The sequence below is a fragment of the Streptomyces sp. NPDC051214 genome, from assembly GCF_040682375.1.
In the GTDB taxonomy this organism is placed as follows: domain Bacteria; phylum Actinomycetota; class Actinomycetes; order Streptomycetales; family Streptomycetaceae; genus Streptomyces.
In genome coordinates, this window is the sequence record NZ_JBFBAT010000018.1 from 1 (window position 1) to 23,905 (window position 23,905).

Here is a 23,905-nt window from a genome sequence, read left to right on the forward strand (position 1 = left end):
TGTTGAGTTCTCAAGGAACGGACGCTTCCTTTGTACTCACCCTCTCGGGCTTTCCTCCGGGCGCTTCCCTTCGGTGTTTCATTTTGTCTTGCTGTCTTGCGTTTCCAACTCTACCAGATCCGTTTTCCGTTCCGTTCCCGGTTCGGATTTCATTTCCGGTGGCCGTTGGGGGCCTTTGCCTTTCGGCGTGTTCACTACGTTAGCGGATTCCCTCTGCAACTCATAATCGAGTTTCGCGAGTTCGAATTCCGGCATGCGAGCATGCGAAATGCGCCCCCGCTGAGGGGAAGTCGTAGGTAGTGGTTGGCCGCTTCCAGCTGTCGGCAGATTGCCGTCACCGGGTCAAGCGGCTCGGGCCACATTACGGTCCGCCCAGGGCCGCGTCAAGTTCGGCGGCGTCGGGGCGCATGGGCCCGATAGGGGCTCACCGTCGGGTCGTTGGACGTCCAGAAGCGCCAGGGGTGGACGGCGCCTTCGCCGCCGACTCCGGTACGCGGGCCGTTGCTGACCTGGTCGGGGTCGACAGGAGTGCCCGCGAGGAGAGTGAGGGGGGCGTCCCCGCCCGCGCAGAGGTCGGAGCCGTTCAGGCTGCGGTCCACGTCAAGGGCTGTGGCCAGGCGTGCCGGGCCTTTGGCCAGTTCCCTGTCGTTGCGGGCCGAGAGTCGACGCTTGCGGGCGGTCTCGGCTCCGGCGGTGATCTCCCCCGCCCGGAGCAGGACTCCGCTCGCCTGGCCCTCGGGGCCGCACACCACGTTGAGGCAGTGCCACATGCCGTAGGTGAAGTAGACGTACGCGTATCCGGGGGGACCGAACATCACGCTGTTGCGGGCGGTGGGGCCGCGATAGGCGTGTGACCCCGGGTCGGCCTCGCCCGCGTAGGCCTCGACCTCTGTCAGGCGGAGCTCGATCGGACCGTCCGGTGAGCTGCGTACGAGGACACGGCCCAGCAGATCAGGGGCCACGTCGAGGACAGGGCGTGCGAAGAAGTCATGGGTGAGGGGCGTACGGTCAGGGGCCTCGATCATGGCGTCCGAGCGTACTGGAGACGGTTCGTGCGGGCAGGTGGTCACCTGCCGGGCGGACTGCCGGGGCGAGGACGCGGAACCGGACGTGGGTTCACCGCGTTTGTATGGATCAAGGATTCAAGTCGAGTCGAACCACAGGCGGGGCCTGGGGAGGAGAGTCATGGGGTTCAAGAAGCTGCTTGCGAGCCTGGGTGCCGGCGGTGCGTCGGTGGAGACGGTGCTGACCGAGGTCAACGTCGTACCCGGTGGTGTCGTCCAGGGTGAGGTGCGGATCCAGGGCGGGTCCGTGGACCAGGAGATCGAGGGTCTGTCCGTCGGTCTGCAGGCGCGGGTCGAGGTCGAGGGCCAGGACCAGGAGACGAAGCAGGACATCGAGTTCACCAAGCTGCGCCTCGGTGGGGCGTTCACGCTCCAGGCGGGTCAGGTGCACGCGGTGCCGTTCGGCCTGGAGATCCCCTGGGAGACGCCGGTCACCTCGATCGACGGGCAGCAGCTGCGCGGCATGAACATCGGTGTGACCACCGAGCTCGAGATCGCGCGTGCCGTGGACTCCGGCGACCTGGACCCGGTCAACGTGCACCCGCTGCCGGCGCAGCAGGCCATCCTGGACGCGTTCATCCAGCTGGGCTTCCGCTTCAAGAGCGCTGACATGGAGCGCGGGCACATCCGTGGCACGCGGCAGAAGCTGCCGTTCTACCAGGAGATCGAGTTCTTCCCGCCGCAGCAGTACCGCGGCCTCAACCAGGTCGAGTTGAGCTTCGTGGCCGATGACCGCGAGATGGACGTCATCCTGGAGATGGACAAGAAGCCGGGCCTCTTCAGTGAGGGCAGCGACTCGTTCCGCTCGTTCAAGGTCGGTCTGAACGACTTCCAGGGCACGGACTGGGCGGCGTACCTCAACGAGTGGCTGTCCCAGGTCGGCAGCAAGCGCAACTGGTTCTAGGCTCGGGAGACAAGAGCTGTAGAGCTACCGCCGAGCAGGAAACAACCAGGAGGTGCTGACGTGACCGAGCTCAAGAGGCCGCCGCTTCCGCATGACTTCCTCCCGCCCGTGCCGTCCTTCACGGTCGTGAGCGAGGACTTCGAACCGGGTGCGGTCCTCAAGGACGCTCAGGTCCAGGCGGCCGGGAACACCTCGCCGCACCTGCGGTGGGAAGGCTTCCCGCCGGAGACCAAGAGCTTCGCCGTGACGTGCTTCGACCCGGACGCGCCCACGGGCAGCGGGTTCTGGCACTGGTCGGTCATCGACATCCCGGTGTCGGTGACCGAACTGCCCACCGGTGCGGGCAGCGGCAAGTTCGAGGGGCTGCCCGAGGGTGCGATCCAGGTGCGCAACGACTACGGGACGAAGGAGTTCGGGGGTGCCGCGCCGCCTCCCGGTGACCCGGCGCACCGTTATGTGTTCACCGTCTACGCGGTGGACCAGGAGAAGCTCGGTCCGGACTCCGACGCCTCGCCTGCCGTCGTCGGGTTCAACCTCCGGTTCCACACGGTCGGGCGTGCGCAGGTGCTCGCCGAGTACGCGGCTCCCGCGAGTAGCTGAGCGTTCACTGAACGTTTGCCCGCCCCTGGTCATGGAAGTGATCAGGGGCGGGCATTTTTTATTGCGTTGTCCATCTCGGCGTGCCCGGCCAGAGTTGATCCCAGCCCGCCAGGGGTGGGTCGGTGTGCATACGGGAGGTGGGCGAAATGCGGGACACGCTGGTGCTGAACGCGAGCTTCGAGCCGCTGTCGACGGTGACGCTGAACCGTGCCGTCGTGCTGGTCCTCAGCGACAAGGCCGTCGTCGAGCAGGCCCACCCCGGACTCCGTGTGCGCGCGGCGGCGGTGGAGATACCGGTGCCTCGGGTGATCAGGCTCTGCAGGTATGTACGGGTGCCGTTCCGAAGACGGGCCCCGTGGTCGCGGCGGGGTGTCCTCGTGCGGGACCAGCACAGGTGCGCGTACTGCGGGAGGCGGGCGACGACCGTGGACCACGTGGTGCCGCGGGCGCAGGGTGGTGCGGACTCCTGGCTGAACACGGTCGCTTCGTGTGCGACGGACAATCACCGCAAGGCGGACCGTACGCCTGAAGAGGCCGGGATGCCGTTGCTGCGGCAGCCCTTCGAGCCGACACCGGCCGACGCGATGCTGCTCGCGCTCGGCCGGGACGAACTGGCCTCGCTGCCCGAGTGGCTGGCTCAGCCCGCGGCCTAGCTCCGCACCCCGCGCCCCCCTGTCGAGGCCTCAGTCGATCCGTGGCTGTTCGCGGCGCTCGGTGGCGGGGGCGGGGACTTGGCCGGAGGCGCCCGAGCTGCCGGAGTTGCCGCCCAGGGGGCCGAAGTTGCCGAGCGCGCCGCCGAGGCCCTTGAGGGCGTCGCCGATTTCGCTGGGGACGATCCAGAGCTTGTTCGCGTCGCCCTCGGCGATCTTCGGGAGCATCTGGAGGTACTGGTACGACAGGAGCTTCTGGTCCGGGTCTCCGGCGTGGATGGACTCGAAGACCGTACGGATCGCCTGGGCCTCGCCCTCGGCGCGCAGGGCCGCGGCCTTGGCCTCACCCTCGGCGCGCAGGATCGCGGACTGCTTCTCGCCCTCGGCGCGCAGGATCTCCGACTGCCGTACACCTTCGGCCTGGAGGATCGCGGCGCGCTTGTCGCGGTCGGCGCGCATCTGCTTCTCCATCGAGTCCTGGATGGAGGTCGGCGGCTCGATGGCCTTGAGCTCGACGCGGTTGACGCGGATGCCCCACTTGCCGGTGGCCTCGTCGAGGACGCCGCGCAGCGCCGCGTTGATCTCCTCGCGGGAGGTCAGGGTCCGCTCCAGGTCCATGCCACCGATGATGTTGCGCAGGGTGGTGACGGTGAGCTGCTCGATCGCCTGGATGTAGCTGGCGACCTCGTACGTCGCGGCTCGGGCGTCGGTCACCTGGTAGTAGATGACGGTGTCGATGTTCACCACGAGGTTGTCCTGGGTGATCACCGGCTGGGGCGGGAAGGGGACGACCTGTTCACGGAGGTCGATGCGGTTGCGGATCGAGTCGATGAACGGGACGACGATGTTCAGGCCCGCGTTCAGCGTGCGTGTGTAGCGGCCGAAGCGCTCGACGATCGCGGCGCTGGCCTGCGGGATGACCTGGATCGTCTTGATCAGGGCGATGAAGACCAGCACCACCAGAATGATCAGGACGATGATGATTGGTTGCATCGTTGCTCCCCGTACCCCTCTTGCCTCGGTGTTCCCGGAAGATCCGCAGAGCCGGCACGCGGGTCGGCGAAGATCTTGCTGGTCGAGTCTGACAGACCGCCGCACACCCCGTGGTCGATTCACATGACGACGGCCGTCGCTCCGTCGATCTCGACGACATCCACCTCGCGTCCCGCCTCGTAGCTCTGGGCGGTGTCGAGCGCGCGGGCCGACCAGACCTCGCCGGCGAGTTTGATGCGGCCGCCGGAGGCGTCGACACGTTCCAGGACGACGGCTGTCCTGCCCTTCAACGCCTCGACTCCCGTGGCCAGTTCGGGCCGTTGGGAGCGGTGCCGGGCCGCCACCGGGCGTACGACCGCGATGAGCGCGACCGACACCGCGGCGAACACGACGACCTGGAGCACGGTGCCGCCGCCGAGACCCGCGGTCACGGCGCCCGCGACGGCGCCCACGGAGAGCATGCCGAACTCCGGCATCGCGGTCAGTACGAGCGGGATTCCGAGTGCGGCGGCGCCGATCAGCCACCACACCCATGCGTCGATGTCCACGTGGTCATGGTAGGACCGCGGGACCTTCTCGCACAGGGCACGTGATCTACCGGCCGGAGCGGGTCCGGCTGTTCGCGCCGTCTCAGCCGAGCGGGAGACCCTGTGCGCTCCAGCGCTCGCCGCGCTCCTCGACCACCAGGGGCAGTCCGAAGCACAGGGAGAGGTTGCGGGAGGTCAGTTCGAGCTCCAGCGGGCCCGCGGCCATGATCTTGCCCTGGCGGATCATGAGGACGTGGGTGAAGCCGGGGGCGATCTCCTCGACGTGGTGCGTGACCATGATCATCGAGGGGGCGATCGGGTCGCGGGCGAGGCGGCCGAGGCGGCGTACGAGGTCTTCGCGGCCGCCGAGGTCGAGGCCCGCGGCGGGTTCGTCCAGGAGGAGCAGCTCGGGGTCGGTCATCAGAGCGCGCGCGATCAGGGTGCGCTTGCGCTCGCCCTCGGAGAGGGTGCCGAACTTGCGGTCCAGGTAGTCCGTCATGCCGAGGCGGTCGAGGAAGGCGCGGGCGCGCTGCTCGTCGACGTCCTCGTAGTTCTCGTGCCAGCCGGCGGTCATGCCGTACGCGGCGGTGAGCACCGTCTGGAGCACGGTCTGGTTCTTGGGCAGCTTCTCGGCCATCGCGATGCCGGCCACGCCGATGCGCGGGCGGAGCTCGAAGACGTCCGTGCCGGGCTTGCCCAGGGTCTCGCCGAGGATGGTGGCGGTTCCGGTGCTCGGGTAGAGGTAGCTGGACGCGACGTTCAGGAGGGTGGTCTTTCCCGCGCCGTTCGGTCCGAGGATGACCCAGCGCTCACCCTCCTTGACCGACCAGGAGACCTGGTCCACCAGAGCCCGGCCCTCGCGGACCACGGATACGTCCTCCAGCTCCAGTACATCGCTCATGAGCGCGTTGTCTCCCATTGCAGTCTCGGCTTTCGCTTGCGTCTGTGAAACGCAGTCCCCTGGGAGAAAACCTACGCCACCGGTCGAGCGCTCCAGCCCTTAGCCCGGTCCTTAGGCTGTACGCATGCTCTCGGAACCACGCTCAGGACGCCTGGCGGCATGGGGAAATGCCCTTCTTGCCGGACTTGTCTCGCCGGATGACGCGGTGCACGCGATGGTCGGTGACGACGCCGTGCACCGGGTCGAAGGTCTTCCCGGCGAGTCGGGGCCCGTCGGTCTCACGCTCGCCGTCGGACGATTGCGCACGCTCGGGGTGACCGGGCTGCGGGTCGCGCTGCCCGCGCCGGGCCATCCGCTCGGTCTGAGCGGTCCGCCCGCGTTCAACGCCCGCGCCCTGGACGCGCAGGAGGCCGTCGTCGCCTTCGGGGCGCCGTACGGCCTGGTGCCCGAGGTGTCCGAGGCGGGGCCCGAGGGCGACGTGCACGTGGAGGTCCTCTGGCACTGTCTGCCCGTCCGGGAGGCGCCGCCCGCCGATGTGCCCTCGCTGGGCGAGGCGGAGCGTGAGCTGGCCGAGGCGCTGCGGGATGCGACGGAGGTGCTCTCGCGGCTGGATGTCGCGGGCTCGGGGCCGGTCGCCGAGGCCGCGGTGGACGCGTACCGGGCGCGGGCCGAGCGCGGGCGCGAGGCGCTGGCCCCCGGATATCCGCCGCGTGCCGTACGGGTGTTGGAGCTGGCCCAGCGGGTCGGCCTGCTGATCTCGGTGGCGTACGAGAACGGCCATGGCGGAGCCGTGAGCGCCTCGGAGATGGCCGCGCGGGGCGAGGCGTTGCGACCGGTCGAACGGACGGCTCGACGGGCGCAGGTGGCCGCGTACAACGCCTATGTGGAGGAGCGGGAGCGGTAGCCCTGGGGGCGCGCACCCACGGGGCTCGACAGACCGGCCCCCCGGGAGTCACCCGGGGGGCCGGTGGTCACTGCTCGACCTGGGTTTCGCGTCAGGCGTTGAGGCCGTCGTTCGCGAAGGCGGGGTTGAGGGCGCCGATGACCGACACGGTGTTGCCCACGGCGTTCACGGGGATGTGCACCGGCGCCTGGACGAGGTTGCCCGAGCCGACGCCCGGCGACTTCACGGCCTTGCCGTCCGCGTGCGCACCGTCCGTGGCGGAGGCGAGACCGGCACCGGCGACGACGAGGCCACCCGCCACCATCGTGACAGCAGCGGCCTTCTTCAGGTTCTTCACTTCTGGACCCTCCTAGCGATCGCCGCGGCCAGCCGCCGCAGCACGCACTGAAGAACGGCCGGGCGGCGCACAGGTTGCGCCAATCGGGGGACATTGACACGACGGTATGAATCTCAGACCGGAACGCATCCATCCGTCGCGCCCGTCGGCCGGGTACGCAGAAACGTCAATCAGCCGGTCACACCGTGTCGGACGGCCCACAGGGCGGCCTGGGTGCGGTCGGCGAGGTCCAGCTTCATCAGGATGTTCGAGACATGGGTCTTGACGGTCTTCTCGGAGAGGACGAGGGCGCGCGCGATCTCGCGGTTCGAACGGCCGTCGGCGATGAGCCCGAGGACCTCGCGCTCCCGCTCCGTGAGCGAACCGCCCCTCCCCTGCCCGGTGTTGGCCTCCTCCTGGGACAGCAGCGCGCCCGCCACCTCGGGCTGCAGCAGCACATGCCCCGCGTGCACGGACCGGATGGCGCCCGCCAGGGCGTCCGGGTCGACGTCCTTGTAGACATACCCGGCGGCGCCGGCGCGCAGGGCCGGGACGACCGTGCGCTGCTCGGTGAAGCTGGTGACGATGAGCACGCGCGCGGGGTTGGCCAGTTCGCGGAGCTTGCGCAGGGCCTCGACCCCGTCCATGCCGGGCATCTTGACATCCATGAGGACGACGTCCGGCTTCAGCCTCTCGGCCTGCTCGACCCCTTCGGCGCCGTCCGACGCCTCACCCACGACCTCGATGTCGTCCTGCACCTCGAGGAACGTGCGCAGACCGCGGCGGACCACCTGGTGGTCGTCGACCAGCAGCACCCGGATCCCCGTCTTCGTCTTGAACACGGCGTCAGCCACCGGGAACCTCCATCTCGATCGTCGTGCCCTTGCCGGGCTCCGATTCCACCGTCAGCCGTCCGCCGACCCCGCCGGCCCTGTCCCGCATCGAGACCAGGCCCAAGTGCCGCCCCGCGCGCCGGATCGCGCGGGGGTCGAAGCCGCAGCCGTCGTCAGAGACGCGCAGCACGGCTCCGGCGCCGCGTCGCACCAGGGTCACGCAGACGCGCTCCGCGCCGGAGTGCCGCAAGGCATTGTGCAGCGCCTCCTGGGCGACGCGCAGCATCGCCTCCTCCTGGGCCGCGGGCAGGGCGCGGACCGCGCAGCTCTCGAAGGTGACGGCGGCGGAGTGCGCGCGGTCCAGGACCTGCGTGTGCGTGCGCAGGGTGGCCACCAGGCCGTCCTCGTCCAGGGCGGCGGGGCGCAACTCCACGACGGCGGCGCGCAGTTCGTCCGCCGCCTCGGCCGCGAGCGCGGCCACCTGCTGGAGTTCGCCCTTGGCGCGCGAGGGGTCGCGGTCCACCAGGGCGGCCGCGGCCTGGGCGGTCAGGCGCAGCGAGAACAGCTTCTGGCTGACGGCGTCGTGCAGTTCGTGCGCCAGGCGCGAGCGCTCCTCGGCGATGGTCAGCTCGCGACTGCGCTCGTAGAGACGGGCGTTGGTGAGGGCGATCGCGGCGTGCTGGGCGAGGATCGACAGGAGCTCTTCGTCGTCGGCCGTGAAGCCGCAACCGCCGGATGGCTTTGTGGGCCTTCGGGGGCCCGGGGGTCGCCCCCCGGAAGATCGCAGCTTGTTGGCGAGGAAGAGGGCGCCGAGCGTCTCGTCCCCGTACCGGATCGGGAGGCCGAGGAAGTCGGACATGTCCGGGTGGGCGGACGGCCAGCCCTCGAAGCGGGGGTCCTCGCGCACGTCGGCGAGGCGTTCGGGCTCGGCCTTGTGCAGCATCGCGGCGAGGATGCCGTGCTGGCGGGGCAACGGGCCGATGGCACGCCACTGCTCGTCGCTGACGCCGTCGACGACGAACTGGGCGAAGCCTCCGTGGTCGTCCGGAACGCCGAGCGCCGCGTACTCCGCGTCGAGCAGCTCGCGGGCGGAGGCGACGATCGTCTTCAGGACGTCGCGCACCTCCAGTTGCCTGCTCATGGCGAGAAGCGCGGAGCTCACCGCGTTCAGGCCGGACCGGGGACCTTGACTCATGGCCTCACCGTACCGGCGGGGTGTGACAGTGCGTATCGGACCAGTGGTGGCCGCCGCCTAGGGCTGTCGGCGTAGGCCCAAGGGCCCTGAGTGGTTGCGGCCGACGCACGAGGCGCCGGGAGCGTTCGCGTTCCTACCGTGGGGTCATCGGCTGGGGAAGCGGCCGCAGGGTGACCCGAGGGGACGGACGTCATGCCGGTAGCGATCATCACGGGGGCTTCGAAGGGGCTGGGGCGCGCGCTGGCGGCGGCGCTCGCCGAGCGGGGCTGGGGTCTGGTCCTCGAGGCGAGAACAGCCGCCGTGCTCGACGAGGCCGCCCGCGATCTGGCGGGGCGCGGCGCGCGCGTGGAGGCCGTCGCCGGGGATGTCACGGACGCCGGGCACCGGGCGGAGCTGGTGGCCGCGGCAGGCAGGCTGGGCGGTCTCGATCTGCTGGTCAACAACGCGAGCGCGCTGGGCGCGGAGCCACTCGTACGGCTCGAGGAGCTCACGCCCGATGGGCTGCGGCTGGCTCTGGAGACCAATGTGGTGGCGGCGCTGGGGCTGATCCGCGAGGCGCTGCCCCTGTTGCGGGCCTCGGGGGCGGGGGCGGTGGTCGATGTCAGCTCCGACGCGGCCGTGGAGGCGTACGAGACGTGGGGTGGGTACGGGGCGTCCAAGGCAGCGCTTGACCAGTTGTCGGCGGTGCTCGCCGTGGAGGAGCCGGGGATCAGGGTGTGGGCGGTCGATCCCGGTGACATGCGGACCGATCTCTACCGGGCGGCCGTCCCGGTGGACGACGCCTCGGGACGGCCGTCGCCCGAGACGGTGGTGCCCGCCTTCCTGCGGCTGCTCGACGCGCGGCCGGCGAGCGGGCGGTACGCCGCCCCCTCTCTTCTGGACGCCCGATTGGACGCCCGATGACGCTGGCCGTGCGGGTGCCCGACGAGCTGGCGGCGCGTGTCCCCGCCGAGCAGCGCGGTCCGGGGCTCGGCAGGGACGCGGTGCGGCTGCTCCTGTCGCGCGGGACGGAGGTCTCGCACCACGCGTTCACCGACCTGCCCGCGCTGCTGCGGGCCGGGGACCTGCTGATCGTGAACACCTCGCAGACGTTGCCCGCCGCGGTCGACGGAACCGTCGGGCACGCGCGCGTGGTGGTGCATTTCTCGACGCGGGGCGACGACGGACGGTGGGCCGTCGAATTGCGGGATCCGGACGGCAGGGGCACCACGCGCGCGCGGGTGGGCGGGCCCGCGCAGGCAGTCGTGCGGCTCCCCGGAGACGTACGCCTGGTCCTCGATGAGCCGCTCGCCCCGGGGAGCGGGCGGTTGTGGTGGGCCCGGGTGCCGGCCGACGTGCCGTCGTTGCTGCGGCGGCACGGGCGCCCCATCCGTTACTCCTATACGGAGAGGGACCAGCCGCTCTCCGTACATCAGACCGTGTTCGCGCTGCCGTCGGCCGACGGGGCGGGCAGTGCGGAGATGCCGAGCGCGGCCCGGCCCTTCACCCCGGACCTGGTGGCACGCCTGGTCAGCAGGGGTGTGCAGTTCGCGCCGGTCATCCTGCATACGGGGGTGGCGTCCCCCGAGGCGCACGAGCCGCCGTATCCCGAGCTCTTCGAGGTGCCGGAGGCATCCGCCCGGCTGATCAACGCCGCCAGGGCGGGCGGCGGGCGCGTCATCGCGGTCGGTACGACGGCCGTGCGGGCCGTCGAGTCGGCCGCGGGCCCCGACGGGGTGGTCCGGGCGGCGGCGGGCCGTACGGAGCTCGTGGTGACGCCCGAGCGGGGCGTGCGCGTGGTGGACGGGCTGCTCACGGGGCTGCACGAGCCGCAGGCCTCGCATCTGCTGATGCTGGAGGCGATCGCGGGCCTGGCCGCCGTGGACCGGGGTTATACGGAGGCCGTACGCCGTCTCTACCTGTGGCACGAGTTCGGCGACGTACATCTCCTCCTTCCGGAGGAGTTTGCTCACGCAGAGAATTGCGACGGCAACTGCCGGTGAGGTTGTTACGTGTCCGATGTGAGCCCGCACATAGGACGCGCATCACGTACGAAGGTCCCTAGTGGAGGAGAAAGTCCTTTATGCGCATGGGTTGCCATGCCATAAATGCGTACACGGCGCCCCCTGATCCACTACCCGGCTTCGTACGTCACTGCTTTGCCACAGAATTTTGCGGCCGCTAAGAATTGCATCCGTCGCTCGGCGCCGCGGTCTCGCACCGCGGCGTTTGTGCCGGAGCAGTACATGTCCCCGCCGGCCAGAGCGACCTCCGCGATTCGAAGAGGTCCATCAGCCATGTCCAAGCTCAGCACCCCTGGTCATAGTCGCCCCGCGCCGACCAAGACCCAGAAGTTCTCGATCGCCGGTGTCGCCACGCTCGGCGCCGCCGCCCTCGCGTTCTCCCTCGTGCCGGGCAGCGCCGATGCCGGAACCGAAACCCAGAGCATCGAGGCCGCCCCGGTGGCCTTCAAGCAGAACGTCGACGCCCAGCAGGCCGTCCGCGCCGGTGTCATCAAGCAGCACAACACCGCCGACAAGCAGGCCAAGGACGCCGCCGCCGCGAAGGCGAAGGCCGAGGCCGACGCCGCCGCGAAGAAGCGCGCCGACGAGGAGGCCGCGGCCAAGAAGAAGGCCGAGGACGAGCGCAAGGCCAAGGAAGCCGCGAGCCGTGCCGCCGCGCGCAAGCCGGTCTACGCCAACAACCTCGACGGCTGGATCCGCCAGTCCCTGGACATCATGAAGGCCAAGGGCATCCCCGGCTCCTACGAGGGCCTGCACCGCAACATCATCCGTGAGTCCGCGGGCGACCCGAACGCCAAGAACGGCTGGGACATCAACGCCATCAACGGCACCCCGTCCGTCGGCCTGCTCCAGGTCATCCAGCCCACGTTCAACGCGTACCACGTCGAGGGCACGTCCACGAACATCTACGACCCGGTCGCCAACATCACGGCCGCGGCCAACTACGCCGCCGACCGCTACGGGTCGATGGACAACGTGAACAGCGCCTACTGAGCCTGATCTCCCGATCAACGGACCTCTTCACCGAGGCTCTGCAGACGCCGAAGGGCGGCACCCCCAGGGGGTGCCGCCCTTCTCGTCGTCGTGACGGGCCCGCTACTTGCGCATGACCTCCGGCTCGTGACGGCGCAGCAGCCGTGCGACCGCGAAGCCGCAGGCGATGCCGATCAGGAGCAGGATCGTGATGTTCATGCCCCACTGGCCCGCCGAGTGCTCCCACAGCGGGTCGAGGTCGCCCGGCTTCTTCGGGTCCCACGGCGGCATGAGGTGCGCGAGGTCCAGCGTGGCGCCCGCGCCGGCGATGGCCCAGCGCGACGGCATCAGCCAGGCGAACTGTTCGAGGCCCGGCGAGCCGTAGACCTGGAAGAGCACGCCGGTGAAGACGACCTGGACGATCGCGAACATCACCAGGAGCGGCATGGTCTTCTCGGAGGTCTTCACCAGCGAGGAGATGACCAGGCCGAACATCATCGAGGTGAAGCCCAGGGCGATGATGACCAGGCAGATCTCGACGGCCGGGGGCATGATCAGGCCCTCTTCCGGCATGTCGCGGGTGGCGAAGCCGATGCCGCAGATGATGACGCCCTGGAAGGCCGTGATCACGCCGAGGACGATGACCTTGGACATCAGGTACGCCGAGCGGGAGAGGCCGGTGGCCCGCTCCCGTTCGTAGATGACCCGTTCCTTGATCAGTTCTCGTACGGAGTTGGCCGCGCCGGAGAAGCACATGCCGACCGCGAGGATCAGCATGATCGTTCCGGCGTCGCCGTTGAACTTCGCCGGCGGCTTGGGGGGCGCGAGGCCGAAGTCGGCCGGGATGACGACGCTGACGATGCCGAGGACCGCGGGCAGGATCACCATCAGGCCCATGAAGCCCTTGTCGGAGGCGATCACCGAGGTGTAGCGGCGGATCAGGGTCCACAGCTGTGAGCCCCAGCCCTGCGGCTTGGGCGGCCTGATCGCCTGCGGCGGCGGCATGTGGACGGACTGCGCGGCCACGGCGTCGATGTCGGCGGCGTACATCTGGTAGTGCTGCGAGCCCTTCCAGCGGCCCGCCCAGTCGTAGTCGCGGTAGTTCTCGAACGCCGAGAAGACGTCCGCCCACGTCGAGTAGCCGAAGAAGTTGAGCGCTTCCTCCGGCGGACCGAAGTACGCGACCGAACCGCCCGGCGCCATCACCAGGAGCTTGTCGCAGATCGCCAGCTCGGCGACCGAGTGCGTGACGACCAGGACCGTGCGGCCGTCGTCCGCGAGGCCGCGCAGGAGCTGCATGACGTCGCGGTCCATGCCCGGGTCGAGGCCGGAGGTGGGCTCGTCCAGGAAGATCAGCGACGGCTTGGTGAGCAGCTCGAGGGCCACCGAGACGCGCTTGCGCTGGCCACCGGAGAGGGAGGTGACCTTCTTCTCCTTGTGGATGTCCAGCTTGAGCTCGCGCAGGACCTCGTCGATCCGCTGCTCGCGCTCCTGCTCGCTGGTGTCCGAGGGGAAGCGCAGCTTGGCGGCGTACTTGAGGGCCTTCTTGACGGTCAGTTCCTTGTGCAGGATGTCGTCCTGCGGGACCAGACCGATGCGCTGGCGCAGCTCGGCGAACTGCTTGTAGAGGTTCCGGTTGTCGTAGAGGACGTCACCCTTGTTGGCGGGCCGGTAGCCGGTGAGCGCCTTGAGGAGGGTGGACTTTCCGGAGCCCGAGGGGCCGATGACCGCGATGAGCGACTTCTCCGGGACGCCGAAGGAGACGTCCTTGAGGATGTCCTTGCCGCCGTCGACCGTCACCGTGAGGTGGCGGGCGGAGAAGGAGATCTCACCGGTGTCGACGAACTCCTCGAGCCGGTCGCCGACGAGCCGGAACGTCGAGTGGCCGACGCTGACGATGTCGTTCGGGCCGATGAGGGCCGTGCCCGACTTCGCGACCGGCTGACCGTTGATGTACGTGCCGTTGTGCGAGCCGAGGTCGTGGATCTCGAAGCGGCCGTCCGGAGTGGCCGTGAACTCGGCGTGGTGCCGCGAGACCTGGAGGTCGGAGACGACCAGCTCGTTCTCCAGGGCGCGGCCGATGCGCATCTTGCGGCCGAGCGAGAGCTGGTGGAACGTCGTCGGGCTGCGGTCCCCGTAGACCGGCGGGGCCCCCGCGACACCGCCGGAACCCGCACCGGGACCCTGCTGCTGCGGGACCTGCGGCTGCTGAGGATGCTGGTGCTGAGCGGCCTGCTGCGGCTGCGGCCAGCCCTGCTGCTGGGGCATCTGCTGCTGCGCCTGGTACTGCGGCGCCTGCGGCTCAGGCGACTTGGCGGCCCAGCCGGGGCCGCCCTGCTGCTGCGCGTGGTGCTGCGGTGCCTGGTGGTGCGGCGCCTGATGGGCCGGTGCCTGCTGGGCGGCCTGCTGCGGTGCGGACACGGCGGCGGCGCCCGAGGCGCTGCCGGTCACATTCAGCCGCGGACCGTCGGTCGCGTTGCCGAGGTTCACCGCCGAGCCGGGGCCGATTTCCATCTGGTGGATCCGCTGGCCCTGCACAAAGGTGCCATTGGTGCTGCCGTGGTCCTCGATGACCCAACTACGGCCGCTCCAGCTGATCGTGGCGTGACGCCAGGACACCCTGGCGTCGTCAAGCGCGAGATCCCCCTGCGGATCACGTCCGAGGGTGTACGACCTGGACGGATCGAGCGTCCAGGTCCTTCCATTCAATTCCAGTACGAGTTCCGGCACTCCAGCCCCACTGAGTTGTCCCCCGAGCTAGCCCCCGTCATGGGGAGTCTAGGGATGTCGAACATCGGGAGGAACTATTTCAGGCGGAGGCCTCTGACCGAAAGTCGGGCCTTGTGAAGACTGCGTACGGGCCTCCATGACCGCCCCGTTGACGGGGCAGAAACCGCCCCGGAGAGTAGTAACCGCCCATGAGTGCATACGGATCATGAGCATTGCGCACATCTCGTACGAAACGGGCGTCGCGGTGTGAGGCGGGGGGTCCAGATGGAGACCGGCGAAAAGCGGGCCGAAGGCCGGGGCGTGCGGTGGGGCGATGTGCTGCTCTCCGCGATTGCCGCCGTGAGCTGGGCTCTTGTCGGGATGGCGGGTACGGCGGCGCTCGGTCTGCATCTCCTCGGCGCGGATTCGGTGGGGTCCCTGGGGCCGATGACGGCTGCCGTGGTCGCGCTCGGCGCGGGTGGCTCGGTCACCCCGTCCGGTGACGTGTCGGCGTTCGGACTCGACGGCGCCGAGGCGACCACCGCGATCGATGTCGCGCCACTGGGCGTCGGGCTCGCGGGAGCGGTCCTCCTTGCGTATTTTTTCCTACGTTCCTTGCGCGGGGCGGGAGTTGTGATCACCCCGGCCGAACTCGTCGCGCGCGCGGGTGCGGTGATCGCCCTCTTTCTGGCGATGCTCGGGGGGCTCGCGTGGGCGGGTCACGACATCATCACGATCGACGGCGACCAGCTGGGGATCGACCAGGGCATCGAGGAGGGCGTCGACCAGCTCCCCGATGACATCACGGACAAACTCCCCGACGGGCTCGGTGACATCGGCGGTCTGCTGCCCGACCGGCTCGGCGATCTCGCACAGGCGAAGGCGGCCGTCGGTTTCACCGTGGACACGGGCCCGACGCTGCTCGGGGGCGCGGTGTGGGTGATCGGCGTCCTGGTGATCGCGCTGCTCGCCTCACGTCGTACGCCGCTGCCACGCGGGTGGGACGCCCTGCACCGCGTGGTGCGGCCCGCCGCGTCCGCACTGGTCACGGTGGCGCTCGTGGCGGTGCTCGCCGGGCTCGCGGCGGCGCTGTACGCGATGATCGGCGACGCCAACCCCAAGCGGATCGCGGGCGCCGCGCTGCTCGGGGCGCCGAACGGGGTATGGCTCGGGGTGCCGGTCGGGCTCCTGGTGCCGTGGGACGGCGAGGCGACGGGCGAGCTGGCGAAGCTCCTGCCGGATCCGATGGACGACCTGCTGACGGGTTCGGGCGGCGCGGGGCCGGAGGCGGTGACGCTGGGGCGGCTCGCGGAGCTCGACAGCCGGGTCTGGCTCCTCGGGGTCGCGGCGGCGCTGATGATCCTGTTCGCGGGGGTGCTCACCGCCGTCCGCACTCCTTACTCACGTGGGGAGACGGGCGCCCTGCGGTTCGCGGGGCAGTGCGCGGTGCGGCTCGGCGTGCTGACGGCGCTGGCGCTGCCGTTGCTGGTGTGGCTGACGGGGGTGTCCGCGGACGCCTCGCTTTCGGTGCTCGGCTTCGACGCGTTCGGGGCGGGGATCGAGCTGCACGGACAGCTGGGGATGGCGTTCCTGCTGGGTGCGGCTTGGGGCGCCGGTGCGGGGGCGGTGGGAGCGTTGCTCGCGGTGGCGAGTGGGGCCGCGGGGGGCAGGGTTTCGCCGCTTGCGGTTGTGGGGGGTGCGGCTGGTGCTGCGCTTGGGGTGGCGTCTTCGGCTGAGGGGGCTGGTGGTGCGGGTGGTGCGGCTGGGTCCGGTGTTCCTGGGGCGGGCGTCCCTGGGGCTGGAGCGCCTGGGGCTGCCGGGCCGTACAGTCCCGGCGCGCCCTACCGGCCCTCGAACCCGGACACCAATCCCTACCTGCGGCCGCCACGTGATGTGTCCGGGTCGCCGACGGTCATCGGGCCGGTCGCGCCGCCTCCGCAGCCGAAGCCGCGGCCCCGCTCCTCGGGCAACGGCGACTGGCCACCACCTCCGCCGCCGCCACCTCCGCCGCCGGGGCCTCGGGGTGGCCGGGGGCGGTAGTAGGCCCCGCGCCGGCGATGGGGCTGCCTGTCCCGCCGCTTCGCGGCGGATCTCTCCCTCCCACCCACCCGTTCACCCCGCGGCGTCGACCGTGCCGTATCGAGGGTGGGAGAACCCGAGGGCTGCGGGGAGCGCGTGGCGATCGGGCGATCGGGGCTGAGGACGTCCGGCGGCCATGGGGTGACGGGTGGGCGGGAGGGGGAATCCGCGTAGCGGGGCAGGGCAGCGGGCCGTCGGGCTCGGGGCGACCGGCAGCCGTGGGGTGGCGGGTGGGCGGGAGGGGGACTCCGCGTAGCCGGGCAGGGCAGCGGGCCGTCGGGCTTGGGGCGACCGGCAGCCGTGGGGTGGCGGGTGGGCGGGAGGGGGAAGCCGCCGCGTTGCGGCGGGGCAAGGGCGGGGCAGCGGCGCGCAGTCGGGTCCGGGGGAGATTTCGCCGTGAAGCGGCGGTGACGCGACGCTCGGCGCAGCCGACCAGGTGTCCGCCAAGCGGACCGGCGGCACGTCCCCGTGGGGCGCCGGATACCGTGGGCCTCACCATGAGCGCTTCGCAGCCCCCGCAGCCCGCCGATGTCCCCACGCTCCTCGTCAAGATCTTCGGCAAGGACCGTCCCGGAATCACCGCAGGCCTCTTCGACACCCTCGCCGCCTACTCGGTCGACGTCGTCGACATCGAGCAGGTCGTCACCCGTGGCCGCATAGTGCTGTGCGCGCTCGTGACCGAGCCGCCGGCCGGCCTGGAGGGCGACCTGCGGTCCACCGTCCACAGCTGGGCCGACTCACTGAAGATGCAGGCCGAGATCATCTCGGGCATCGGTGACAACCGCCCGCGTGGCCTCGGCCGCTCCCATGTCACCGTGCTCGGTCACCCGCTGACCGCCGAGTCGACCGCCGCCATCGCCGCCAGCATCACCGCGACCGGCGGCAACATCGACCGCATCTTCCGGCTCGCCAAGTACCCCGTCACGGCAGTGGAGTTCGCCGTGTCCGGCACGGAGACCGAGCCGCTGCGCACCGCCCTCGCCCTGGAGGCCGCGAAGCTCGGCGTGGACGTGGCCGTCGTCGCCGCGGGCCTGCACCGCCGCGCCCAGCGGCTCATCGTGATGGACGTGGACTCGACCCTCATCCAGGACGAGGTGATCGAGCTCTTCGCGGCGCACGCGGGCTGCGAGGACAAGGTCGCCGAGGTGACCGAGGCCGCGATGCGCGGCGAACTGGACTTCGAGCAGTCCCTGCACGCCCGCGTGGAGCTCCTCGCCGGGCTCGACGCCTCGGTCGTCGAGAAGGTCCGCACCGAGGTCCGCCTCACCCCCGGCGCCCGCACCCTCATCCGTACGCTCAAGCGCCTCGGCTACCAAGTGGGCGTCGTCTCGGGCGGGTTCACCCAGGTGACCGATGACCTGAAGGAACGTCTCGGCCTCGACTTCGCCCAGGCCAACACCCTGGAGATCGTCGACGGCAAGCTCACCGGCAAGGTGACCGGGGAGATCGTGGACCGTGCGGGCAAGGCCAGGCTGCTCCGCCGCTTCGCCGACGAGGCCGGGCTCCCGCTGGAGCAGACCGTCGCGATCGGCGACGGCGCCAACGACCTCGACATGCTGAACGCGGCCGGGCTCGGTGTCGCCTTCAACGCCAAGCCCGTCGTCCGGGAGGCCGCGCACACCGCGGTGAACGTGCCCTTCCTCGACACCGTCCTCTACCTCCTCGGGGTCACCCGTGAAGAGGTCGAGGCGGCGGACACGCACACCGACTGACGCACCTACACCGATGGCCCCGTACCACTGCGGTACCGGGGCCATCGGTGTAGGTGCGTCCGAGGGTCAGTCGGAGGGCGCCCAGTAGTCGGTGAGGGTGCCGACGCCCGGCTCCAGGGCCTTCCACGAGCCGGAGTACGTCAGGACGGCGAAGGCCGCGGTCGGGAAGCCGCGACGGTCCATCCGCGTACGCGCGTCGCCCTCGGCCTTGCCCGCGAGGATGTCGGCGAGCCCCTGCACTCCGGGGTTGTGGCCGATCAGTACGACGTTCTGTACGTCGTCCGGGGTTTCGTTGAGCACGGCGATCAGCTCGCCCGGAGAGGCTTCGTACAGCCGCTCCTCGTAGACGGTCTTGGGCCGGTGCGGCAGCTCATGGACGGCGAGCTTCCACGTCTCGCGGGTCCTGGCGGCGGTCGAGCAGAGGGCCAGGTCGAAAGGGATGCCGCTGTCGGCGAGCTTGCGCCCGGCCACGGGGGCATCCTTGCGGCCGCGCTCCGCGAGGGGCCGTTCGTGGTCGGTCACCTGCGGCCAGTCGGCCTTCGCATGCCGGAAAAGGACAATCCTGCGGGGTTCTGCGACGCTCATGCGTCCCAGCTTCGCATGAAACCCGCCAGCGGGCGCAGGGAGTTGGTGTGCTCCCCCGCGACGGGTGACGGCGTCCCGCCGGGGCAGGTCACGGGGTCGTGCTGAACACGGTCTCCTGGATGCGCTCGAGCACATGCGTGACGACCGGATCGCCGCTCGCCGCGTGTGCGTCGGCGGGGTTCAGTATCAGCAGGAGCAGGGCCGCGAAGGCGATGGCGGGGAGGGCGATGGCCCACCACGGAAGCTGGATCTCGACGCTCGCGGAATCCTTCGGGGCTCCCGGGTGGCGCCGAGTGTGCGCACGGGCCGACATGCCGCCTCCGTGGTCTTCGAGTCCTGCGTGCCGCGTCCTCGCGGGCACACTTCGAAGGTACGGATCGGGCGACCCTCAGCACATCCGGTGATCCACCCACTTGACCCTGACACTGACCCCCTAGGGGATGGTGGTGCTAACCCCACCATCGGCCCCGCCGGGGTCAGTTCACGGCGAGGCGATGGAGGCGATGATGCCGATGATCACGGTGATGGCCAGCATCGCTCCGAGCACGAGGAGCAGCTTCTTCTGGCCGTTCTGGGGGTTCGGGTCGAGCACGGGCATGGGGAGAGTCTCGCACCCTTTGTCCGAGGGGTCTCCGCCGGGGGTCCGACGGGTCTCCGCCGGGTCTGCGCCGAAGGTGCGAGGGGTCTCCGCCGGGGTCAGGCGGCCGCGGCGACCTCGTCCTCGACCGTGCGGTTGCGGCCCGCCAGGATGCCCACCACGATCTGCGGCACCATCAGGCCCGCCATGAGCGCGATCGGCAGCCCCCAGCCGCCGCTGTGCTGGTAGAGCACGCCCACCAGGAGCGGCCCCGGGATCGAGATCAGATAGCCGGTGCTCTGCGCGAACGCCGAGAGCTTGGCGACGCCCACGCTGCTCTTGGCCCGCATGCCGACCATGGTCAGGGCCAGCGGGAAGGCGCAGTTGGAGACGCCGAGCAGCAGGGCCCACGCCCAGGCGCCGCTCTCGGGGGCGAGGTAGAGGCCCGCGTATCCGGCGAGACCGCAGGCGCCGAGCACGACCACCACGGGGCCCTGGTTCGGCAGCCGGGTGGCGACCCGCGGGATGACGAAGGCCAGCGGGACGCCCATCGCCATGGTGACGGCGAGGAGCACGCCGGCCTCCCCCGCCGGGACCCCGGCGTCGCGGAAGATCTGCGGCATCCAGCCCATCGTGATGTACGCGGCGGTGGCCTGGAGCCCGAAGAAGCAGGCCAGCGCCCATGCCGTACGGCTGCGAGTGATGCGCAGTTGCGCGTCCTCCTGGCGCACCTCGGAGCTGACGTGCTCCGGAGCGGCCGACGCGGCCGAGCGGTCCCGCACGAGGGGCACCCACGGCACGACGGCGACGACGGCGAGCGCCGCCCACACCACGAGTCCGTTCTGCCAACTGCCGCCCAGCGCGTCGGTCATGGGCACGGTGATGGCCGCGGCCAGCGAGGTGCCGAGGGCGAGCGCCATCGAGTAGAGCCCGGTCATCGAGCCGACCCGGTCGGGGAACCAGCGCTTGACGATCACCGGCATCAGGACGTTGCTGACCGCGATGCCCATGAGGGCGAGCGCGCTCGCGGCGAGGAAGCCGACGGTGCCGCCCAGGAAGGGGCGGATCGCCAGGCCCGTGGCGATGGCGACCATGCCCGCGCAGACCACCGCGCTGGGGCCGAACCGGCGGGCGAGCCGGGGCGCCATCACGCCGAAGACCGCGAAGCAGAGCGGCGGGACGGAGGTGAGCAGCCCGGCGAGCGTGCCGCTCATGCCGAGCCCGTCACGCACCTCTTCGAGGAGGGAGCCGAGGCTGGTGATGGCCGGACGGAGGTTGAGGGCGGCCAGGACGATGCCGACCATGACGAGACGCGTCGCCCACGCGCGCGTGGGGGGCTGTTTCTCAGCTGCCCCGGTGGCCGCGCCGGTGCGTATCGGTGTCGTCGGTGTCGGTGTCATCGTCGTGGATTCCTCACTAGCCATGGGGCCATCATAGAATCATGGGATGATTGGCTGTCCAATCCGATGACAGTCCGATGGCAGTCCGATCGCAAGCCGACCGCGTCACATCACCCCGTAACCTCGTCCCGCACGGCCCCGCCCGTCATCCCGCGCACGAAGGAACGTCATGCCGCTGACCACCCCTCACCGATCGGCGCTCTCCGAGCAGGTCATCGCCGAGCTGCGCAACCAGATCTCCACGGGCGAGTGGCCGGTCGGTTCCCGTATCCCCACCGAGCCCGAGCTGGTCGAGCAGCTGGGCGTGGCGCGCAACACCGTCCGGGAGGCGGTCCGCGCCCTCGCGCACAACGGCCTGCTCGACATCCGCCAGGGCTCGGGCACCTACGTGGTCGCGACCAGTGAGCTGGCCGGCGTCATGCAGCGCAGGTTCGCCGAGACGGACCCGCGGCACATCGCGGAGCTGCGCAGCACGCTGGAGTCGAGCGCGGCGAAGCTCGCCGCGCAGCGCCGCACGGAGCGCGACCTCAAGCAGCTCGACGCCCTCCTGCAGCGCCGCGAGGAGGCCTGGGCGTCGGGCGACGCCGAAGCCTTCGTGGCGGCCGACGCGACCTTCCACCTGGCCGTCGTGGCCGCGTCGCACAACGACGCGATGACGGCGATGTACGCCGACCTCGGCGAGGTGATGGTGGACTGGCTGCGCGAGGACATCGGCGAGGAGCTGACCCCCGAGAGCCACATGGACCACGCCCGGCTCGTCGACGCGATCCGGGAGAACGACGCGGAGGCGGCGGCCAAGGAGGCCGCCGGCTACCCCTTCATGTGCCGCAGGGAACTCTTCGAGGACCCCGCCCGCCCCTGATTCCCTGGCCCCTTCGCGCCCCCGGCCCTCACTTCTCGTGGCTGACCCAGACGGCCCGGATCTCTTTCCAGCACCGCCCCGTGAGACGCACGGTCTGCGCGGGCCCCGCCTCGACGAACGCGCCGTCGCTGTCGATGTCCCACCACTGCTCGCACTCCACGTGCAGCCGGACCCGGTCGGTCTCGGGGTACGGGTTGTGGCAGTGCACGACCGCGTCCGAGCCCTCGACGCTGGTGCGGCACTCCGCGCCGAAGGGCCGCGGTTCGGCGGCCGCCACGCGCGCGCGGGGCGGCTTCGCTCCTCCGACGGCGTGCGAGGCGGCGCCGTACGACAGGGCGATCAGCAGGGTGAGAGCGGCGAGCACCGCAGGAGGTGACGGGCGCACACTCCAGGGTGCGCGGCCCCGCCCCGACCTCGCCTGGTCAGTGGGCCGAACGGGCGACGCCCCGCCTCCCGCTCGGTGCGGGGGACGGGGCGTCGGGAACGTACGCGATGCCTGGTCGGACGTCAGGCACCCATCATGTGCACGCCGCCGTCGACGTGGATGATCTCGCCGGTCGTCTTCGGGAAGAAGTCCGAGAGCAGCGCGACGATGCCGCGGCCCGCGGGCTCCGGGTCGGCCATGTCCCAGTCCAGCGGGGAACGGGTGTTCCACACGTCGGCGAGGTCGGCGAAGCCCGGGATGGACTTGGCGGCCATGGAGCCGATCGGACCCGCCGAGATCATGTTGCAGCGGATGTTCTCCTTGCCCAGGTCGCGGGCGAGGTAGCGGCTCGTGGCCTCCAGGGCGGCCTTGGCCGGGCCCATCCAGTCGTACTTCGGCCAGGCGAACTGCGCGTCGAAGGTCAGCCCCACGACGGAGCCGCCGTTCGGCATCAGCGGACGGCACGCCATGGTGAGCGACTTCAGGGAGAACGCCGAGACGTGCATCGCCGTCGCGACGTCCTCGAAGGTCGCCTCGAGGAAGTTGAACGCACCCTGCGGGGCGAAGCCGATGGAGTGCACGATGCCGTCGAGGCCGCCGAGCTCGTCCTTGACCAGGCCCGCGAGCCGGTCGAGGTGCTCCTGGTTGGTCACGTCGAGCTCGATGACCTTGGCGGGCTTGGGCAGCTTCTTGGCGATGCGCTCGGTGAGCGTGGGGCGCGGGAAGGCGGTGAGGATGATCTCGGCGCCCTGCTCCTGCGCGACCTTGGCCGCGTGGAACGCGATGGAGGACTCCATCAGAACGCCGGTGATCAAAATCTTCTTGCCGTCGAGAATTCCGCTCATGGTGATCAGTGACCCATGCCCAATCCGCCGTCAACGGGGATGACGGCTCCAGTGATGTACGACGCGTCGTCCGAGGCGAGGAACTTCACCGCGGCGGCGATCTCCTCGGGCTGCGCGTAACGGCCGAGCGGCACCTGCGCCATGATGTTCGACCGCTGTTCGTCGGTCAGCGCCTTGGTCATGTCGGTGTCGACGAAACCGGGCGCCACGACGTTGAAAGTGAGGTTGCGCGACCCGAGCTCACGGGCGAGCGAGCGCGCGAAGCCGACCAGGCCCGCCTTGGAGGCGGCGTAGTTCGCCTGCCCCGGGCCGCCCATCAGGCCGACGACCGAGGAGATCAGCACGACGCGGCCCTTCTTGGCGCGCAGCATGCCGCGGTTGGCGCGCTTCACGACACGGAAGGTGCCGGTGAGGTTGGTGTCGAGGACGGAGGTGAAGTCCTCCTCGGACATCCGCATGAGGAGCTGGTCCTTGGTGATCCCGGCGTTGGCCACCAGGATCTCCACCGGACCGTGCTTCTCCTCGATCTCCTTGTAGGCCTGCTCCACCTGCTCGGCGTCAGTGATGTCGCACTTGACGGCGAGGACTCCGAGCTCCGTGAGGGCCTGGGGCGGTTCACCCGAGCGGTAGGTGATCGCGACCTTGTCGCCGGCGTCGGCGAAGACGCGGGCGATGGCGAGGCCGATGCCCCGGTTTCCTCCGGTGACGAGAACCGAGCGGCTCAACGGATCACCCTTTCGATAGCGGTCTGGTACCTCGAAAACCTATCGGTACGGTGCTCCATACGGAGAATCGACGACCGACAGTGGCGTACCGGACTCCCTGTCGGGTCCCTACAGAAATCTCTGGC

At 70.3% G+C, this 23,905-nt stretch carries 26 protein-coding genes; 10 read left to right on the forward strand and 16 right to left on the reverse strand.

Features of this window, described 5'->3' with window-relative positions:
* Positions 1-78: 78 nt before the first annotated feature.
* Both AB0M70_RS36060 and AB0M70_RS36065 read right to left on the reverse strand, forming a co-directional pair.
* Entirely contained in the window at positions 79-255 is a 177-nt protein-coding gene (locus AB0M70_RS36060) for a hypothetical protein (RefSeq protein WP_365826990.1), read from the reverse strand.
* 128 nt (positions 256-383) lie between these two features.
* Positions 384-1,025, reverse strand: a complete 642-nt coding sequence (locus AB0M70_RS36065) for a DNA-3-methyladenine glycosylase (RefSeq protein WP_365826992.1) — start codon at positions 1,023-1,025, stop codon at positions 384-386.
* Between the two features lie 160 nt (positions 1,026-1,185).
* On the opposite strand from AB0M70_RS36065, the gene AB0M70_RS36070 reads away from it, so the two are divergent.
* From AB0M70_RS36070 to AB0M70_RS36080, 3 genes are all read left to right on the forward strand, one after another.
* Positions 1,186-1,968: a sporulation protein gene (locus tag AB0M70_RS36070; RefSeq protein ID WP_365826994.1), complete on the forward strand. Its 783-nt coding sequence runs from the start codon at positions 1,186-1,188 to the stop codon at positions 1,966-1,968.
* A 60-nt stretch (positions 1,969-2,028) separates the two neighbouring features.
* The gene (locus AB0M70_RS36075) at positions 2,029-2,568 is read left to right on the forward strand and encodes a YbhB/YbcL family Raf kinase inhibitor-like protein (RefSeq protein ID WP_365826996.1); all 540 of its coding nucleotides are present in this window, start codon (positions 2,029-2,031) and stop codon (positions 2,566-2,568) included.
* 146 nt (positions 2,569-2,714) lie between these two features.
* Positions 2,715-3,221 (forward strand): HNH endonuclease, encoded by a 507-nt coding sequence (locus tag AB0M70_RS36080; protein ID WP_365826998.1) that lies wholly within the window; start codon positions 2,715-2,717, stop codon positions 3,219-3,221.
* A 30-nt stretch (positions 3,222-3,251) separates the two neighbouring features.
* Here the strand turns inward: AB0M70_RS36080 and AB0M70_RS36085 are convergent, their stop codons facing one another.
* The 3 genes from AB0M70_RS36085 to AB0M70_RS36095 form a co-directional block, all read right to left on the reverse strand.
* Positions 3,252-4,211: an SPFH domain-containing protein gene (locus tag AB0M70_RS36085; RefSeq protein WP_365826999.1), complete on the reverse strand. Its 960-nt coding sequence runs from the start codon at positions 4,209-4,211 to the stop codon at positions 3,252-3,254.
* A gap of 119 nt (positions 4,212-4,330) precedes the next feature.
* A complete protein-coding gene (locus AB0M70_RS36090; protein ID WP_365827000.1) occupies positions 4,331-4,759 on the reverse strand; it encodes an NfeD family protein in 429 nt (142 codons plus the stop codon).
* Positions 4,760-4,841: 82 nt separating this feature from the next.
* Positions 4,842-5,639 carry an ABC transporter ATP-binding protein gene (locus AB0M70_RS36095; RefSeq protein ID WP_365827001.1) on the reverse strand — a complete coding sequence of 266 codons (798 nt, stop codon included), beginning with the start codon at positions 5,637-5,639 and terminating at the stop codon, positions 4,842-4,844.
* A gap of 124 nt (positions 5,640-5,763) precedes the next feature.
* Between AB0M70_RS36095 and AB0M70_RS36100 the strand changes: the two genes are divergently transcribed.
* Complete coding sequence (locus AB0M70_RS36100; protein ID WP_365827003.1) at positions 5,764-6,543, forward strand: hypothetical protein; 780 nt, start codon at positions 5,764-5,766, stop codon at positions 6,541-6,543.
* Positions 6,544-6,634: 91 nt separating this feature from the next.
* Here the strand turns inward: AB0M70_RS36100 and AB0M70_RS36105 are convergent, their stop codons facing one another.
* The 3 genes from AB0M70_RS36105 to AB0M70_RS36115 form a co-directional block, all read right to left on the reverse strand.
* Positions 6,635-6,880 carry a chaplin gene (locus tag AB0M70_RS36105; RefSeq protein ID WP_365827005.1) on the reverse strand — a complete coding sequence of 82 codons (246 nt, stop codon included), beginning with the start codon at positions 6,878-6,880 and terminating at the stop codon, positions 6,635-6,637.
* Positions 6,881-7,050: 170 nt separating this feature from the next.
* Complete coding sequence (locus tag AB0M70_RS36110) at positions 7,051-7,713, reverse strand: response regulator transcription factor (RefSeq protein WP_365827007.1); 663 nt, start codon at positions 7,711-7,713, stop codon at positions 7,051-7,053.
* Positions 7,706-8,887, reverse strand: coding sequence for a GAF domain-containing sensor histidine kinase (locus AB0M70_RS36115; RefSeq protein ID WP_365827009.1), 1,182 nt, complete (start codon positions 8,885-8,887; stop codon positions 7,706-7,708). The genes AB0M70_RS36110 and AB0M70_RS36115 overlap by 8 nt, the downstream gene beginning before the upstream one ends.
* Positions 8,888-9,079: 192 nt before the next feature.
* Here AB0M70_RS36115 and AB0M70_RS36120 point away from each other — a divergent pair, with 192 nt between their 5' ends.
* The 3 genes from AB0M70_RS36120 (at position 9,080) to AB0M70_RS36130 (ending at position 11,883) form a co-directional block, all read left to right on the forward strand.
* Complete coding sequence (locus AB0M70_RS36120; RefSeq protein WP_365827011.1) at positions 9,080-9,790, forward strand: SDR family oxidoreductase; 711 nt, start codon at positions 9,080-9,082, stop codon at positions 9,788-9,790.
* On the forward strand, positions 9,787-10,869 hold the full coding sequence (locus AB0M70_RS36125; RefSeq protein WP_365827013.1) for an S-adenosylmethionine:tRNA ribosyltransferase-isomerase: 1,083 nt from the start codon (positions 9,787-9,789) through the stop codon (positions 10,867-10,869). Before AB0M70_RS36120 ends, AB0M70_RS36125 begins: the two co-directional genes overlap by 4 nt.
* A 294-nt stretch (positions 10,870-11,163) precedes the next feature.
* Positions 11,164-11,883 carry a transglycosylase SLT domain-containing protein gene (locus AB0M70_RS36130; protein WP_365827015.1) on the forward strand — a complete coding sequence of 240 codons (720 nt, stop codon included), beginning with the start codon at positions 11,164-11,166 and terminating at the stop codon, positions 11,881-11,883.
* Between the two features lie 102 nt (positions 11,884-11,985).
* Here the strand turns inward: AB0M70_RS36130 and AB0M70_RS36135 are convergent, their stop codons facing one another.
* Complete coding sequence (locus AB0M70_RS36135) at positions 11,986-14,592, reverse strand: FHA domain-containing protein (RefSeq protein ID WP_365827017.1); 2,607 nt, start codon at positions 14,590-14,592, stop codon at positions 11,986-11,988.
* Between the two features lie 264 nt (positions 14,593-14,856).
* Here AB0M70_RS36135 and AB0M70_RS36140 point away from each other — a divergent pair, with 264 nt between their 5' ends.
* Positions 14,857-16,611, forward strand: coding sequence for a streptophobe family protein (locus AB0M70_RS36140; protein WP_365827019.1), 1,755 nt, complete (start codon positions 14,857-14,859; stop codon positions 16,609-16,611).
* A gap of 536 nt (positions 16,612-17,147) precedes the next feature.
* The gene (gene serB / locus AB0M70_RS36145; protein WP_365827021.1) at positions 17,148-18,362 is read left to right on the forward strand and encodes a phosphoserine phosphatase SerB; all 1,215 of its coding nucleotides are present in this window, start codon (positions 17,148-17,150) and stop codon (positions 18,360-18,362) included.
* A 66-nt stretch (positions 18,363-18,428) separates the two neighbouring features.
* Here the strand turns inward: serB and AB0M70_RS36150 are convergent, their stop codons facing one another.
* The 4 genes from AB0M70_RS36150 to AB0M70_RS36165 all read right to left on the reverse strand — a co-directional run bounded on the left by AB0M70_RS36150 (position 18,429) and on the right by AB0M70_RS36165 (position 20,948).
* Positions 18,429-18,947, reverse strand: coding sequence for a histidine phosphatase family protein (locus tag AB0M70_RS36150; RefSeq protein ID WP_363207917.1), 519 nt, complete (start codon positions 18,945-18,947; stop codon positions 18,429-18,431).
* Positions 18,948-19,035: 88 nt separating this feature from the next.
* The gene (locus AB0M70_RS36155) at positions 19,036-19,260 is read right to left on the reverse strand and encodes a hypothetical protein (protein WP_365827023.1); all 225 of its coding nucleotides are present in this window, start codon (positions 19,258-19,260) and stop codon (positions 19,036-19,038) included.
* Between the two features lie 168 nt (positions 19,261-19,428).
* A complete protein-coding gene (locus AB0M70_RS36160) occupies positions 19,429-19,545 on the reverse strand; it encodes an SGM_5486 family transporter-associated protein (RefSeq protein WP_263974370.1) in 117 nt (38 codons plus the stop codon).
* A 98-nt stretch (positions 19,546-19,643) separates the two neighbouring features.
* Positions 19,644-20,948, reverse strand: a complete 1,305-nt coding sequence (locus AB0M70_RS36165) for a CynX/NimT family MFS transporter (RefSeq protein ID WP_365827025.1) — start codon at positions 20,946-20,948, stop codon at positions 19,644-19,646.
* A 145-nt stretch (positions 20,949-21,093) separates the two neighbouring features.
* On the opposite strand from AB0M70_RS36165, the gene AB0M70_RS36170 reads away from it, so the two are divergent.
* A complete protein-coding gene (locus AB0M70_RS36170) occupies positions 21,094-21,786 on the forward strand; it encodes a FadR/GntR family transcriptional regulator (protein WP_365827027.1) in 693 nt (230 codons plus the stop codon).
* A gap of 28 nt (positions 21,787-21,814) precedes the next feature.
* Here AB0M70_RS36170 and AB0M70_RS36175 read toward each other — a convergent pair whose 3' ends face one another.
* The 3 genes from AB0M70_RS36175 to fabG all read right to left on the reverse strand — a co-directional run bounded on the left by AB0M70_RS36175 (position 21,815) and on the right by fabG (position 23,780).
* The gene (locus AB0M70_RS36175) at positions 21,815-22,150 is read right to left on the reverse strand and encodes a hypothetical protein (protein ID WP_365827029.1); all 336 of its coding nucleotides are present in this window, start codon (positions 22,148-22,150) and stop codon (positions 21,815-21,817) included.
* 143 nt (positions 22,151-22,293) lie between these two features.
* Positions 22,294-23,055 carry an enoyl-ACP reductase FabI gene (fabI, locus tag AB0M70_RS36180; protein ID WP_363207922.1) on the reverse strand — a complete coding sequence of 254 codons (762 nt, stop codon included), beginning with the start codon at positions 23,053-23,055 and terminating at the stop codon, positions 22,294-22,296.
* 5 nt (positions 23,056-23,060) lie between these two features.
* The gene (gene fabG / locus AB0M70_RS36185) at positions 23,061-23,780 is read right to left on the reverse strand and encodes a 3-oxoacyl-[acyl-carrier-protein] reductase (RefSeq protein WP_365827031.1); all 720 of its coding nucleotides are present in this window, start codon (positions 23,778-23,780) and stop codon (positions 23,061-23,063) included.
* Positions 23,781-23,905: the final 125 nt, after the last annotated feature.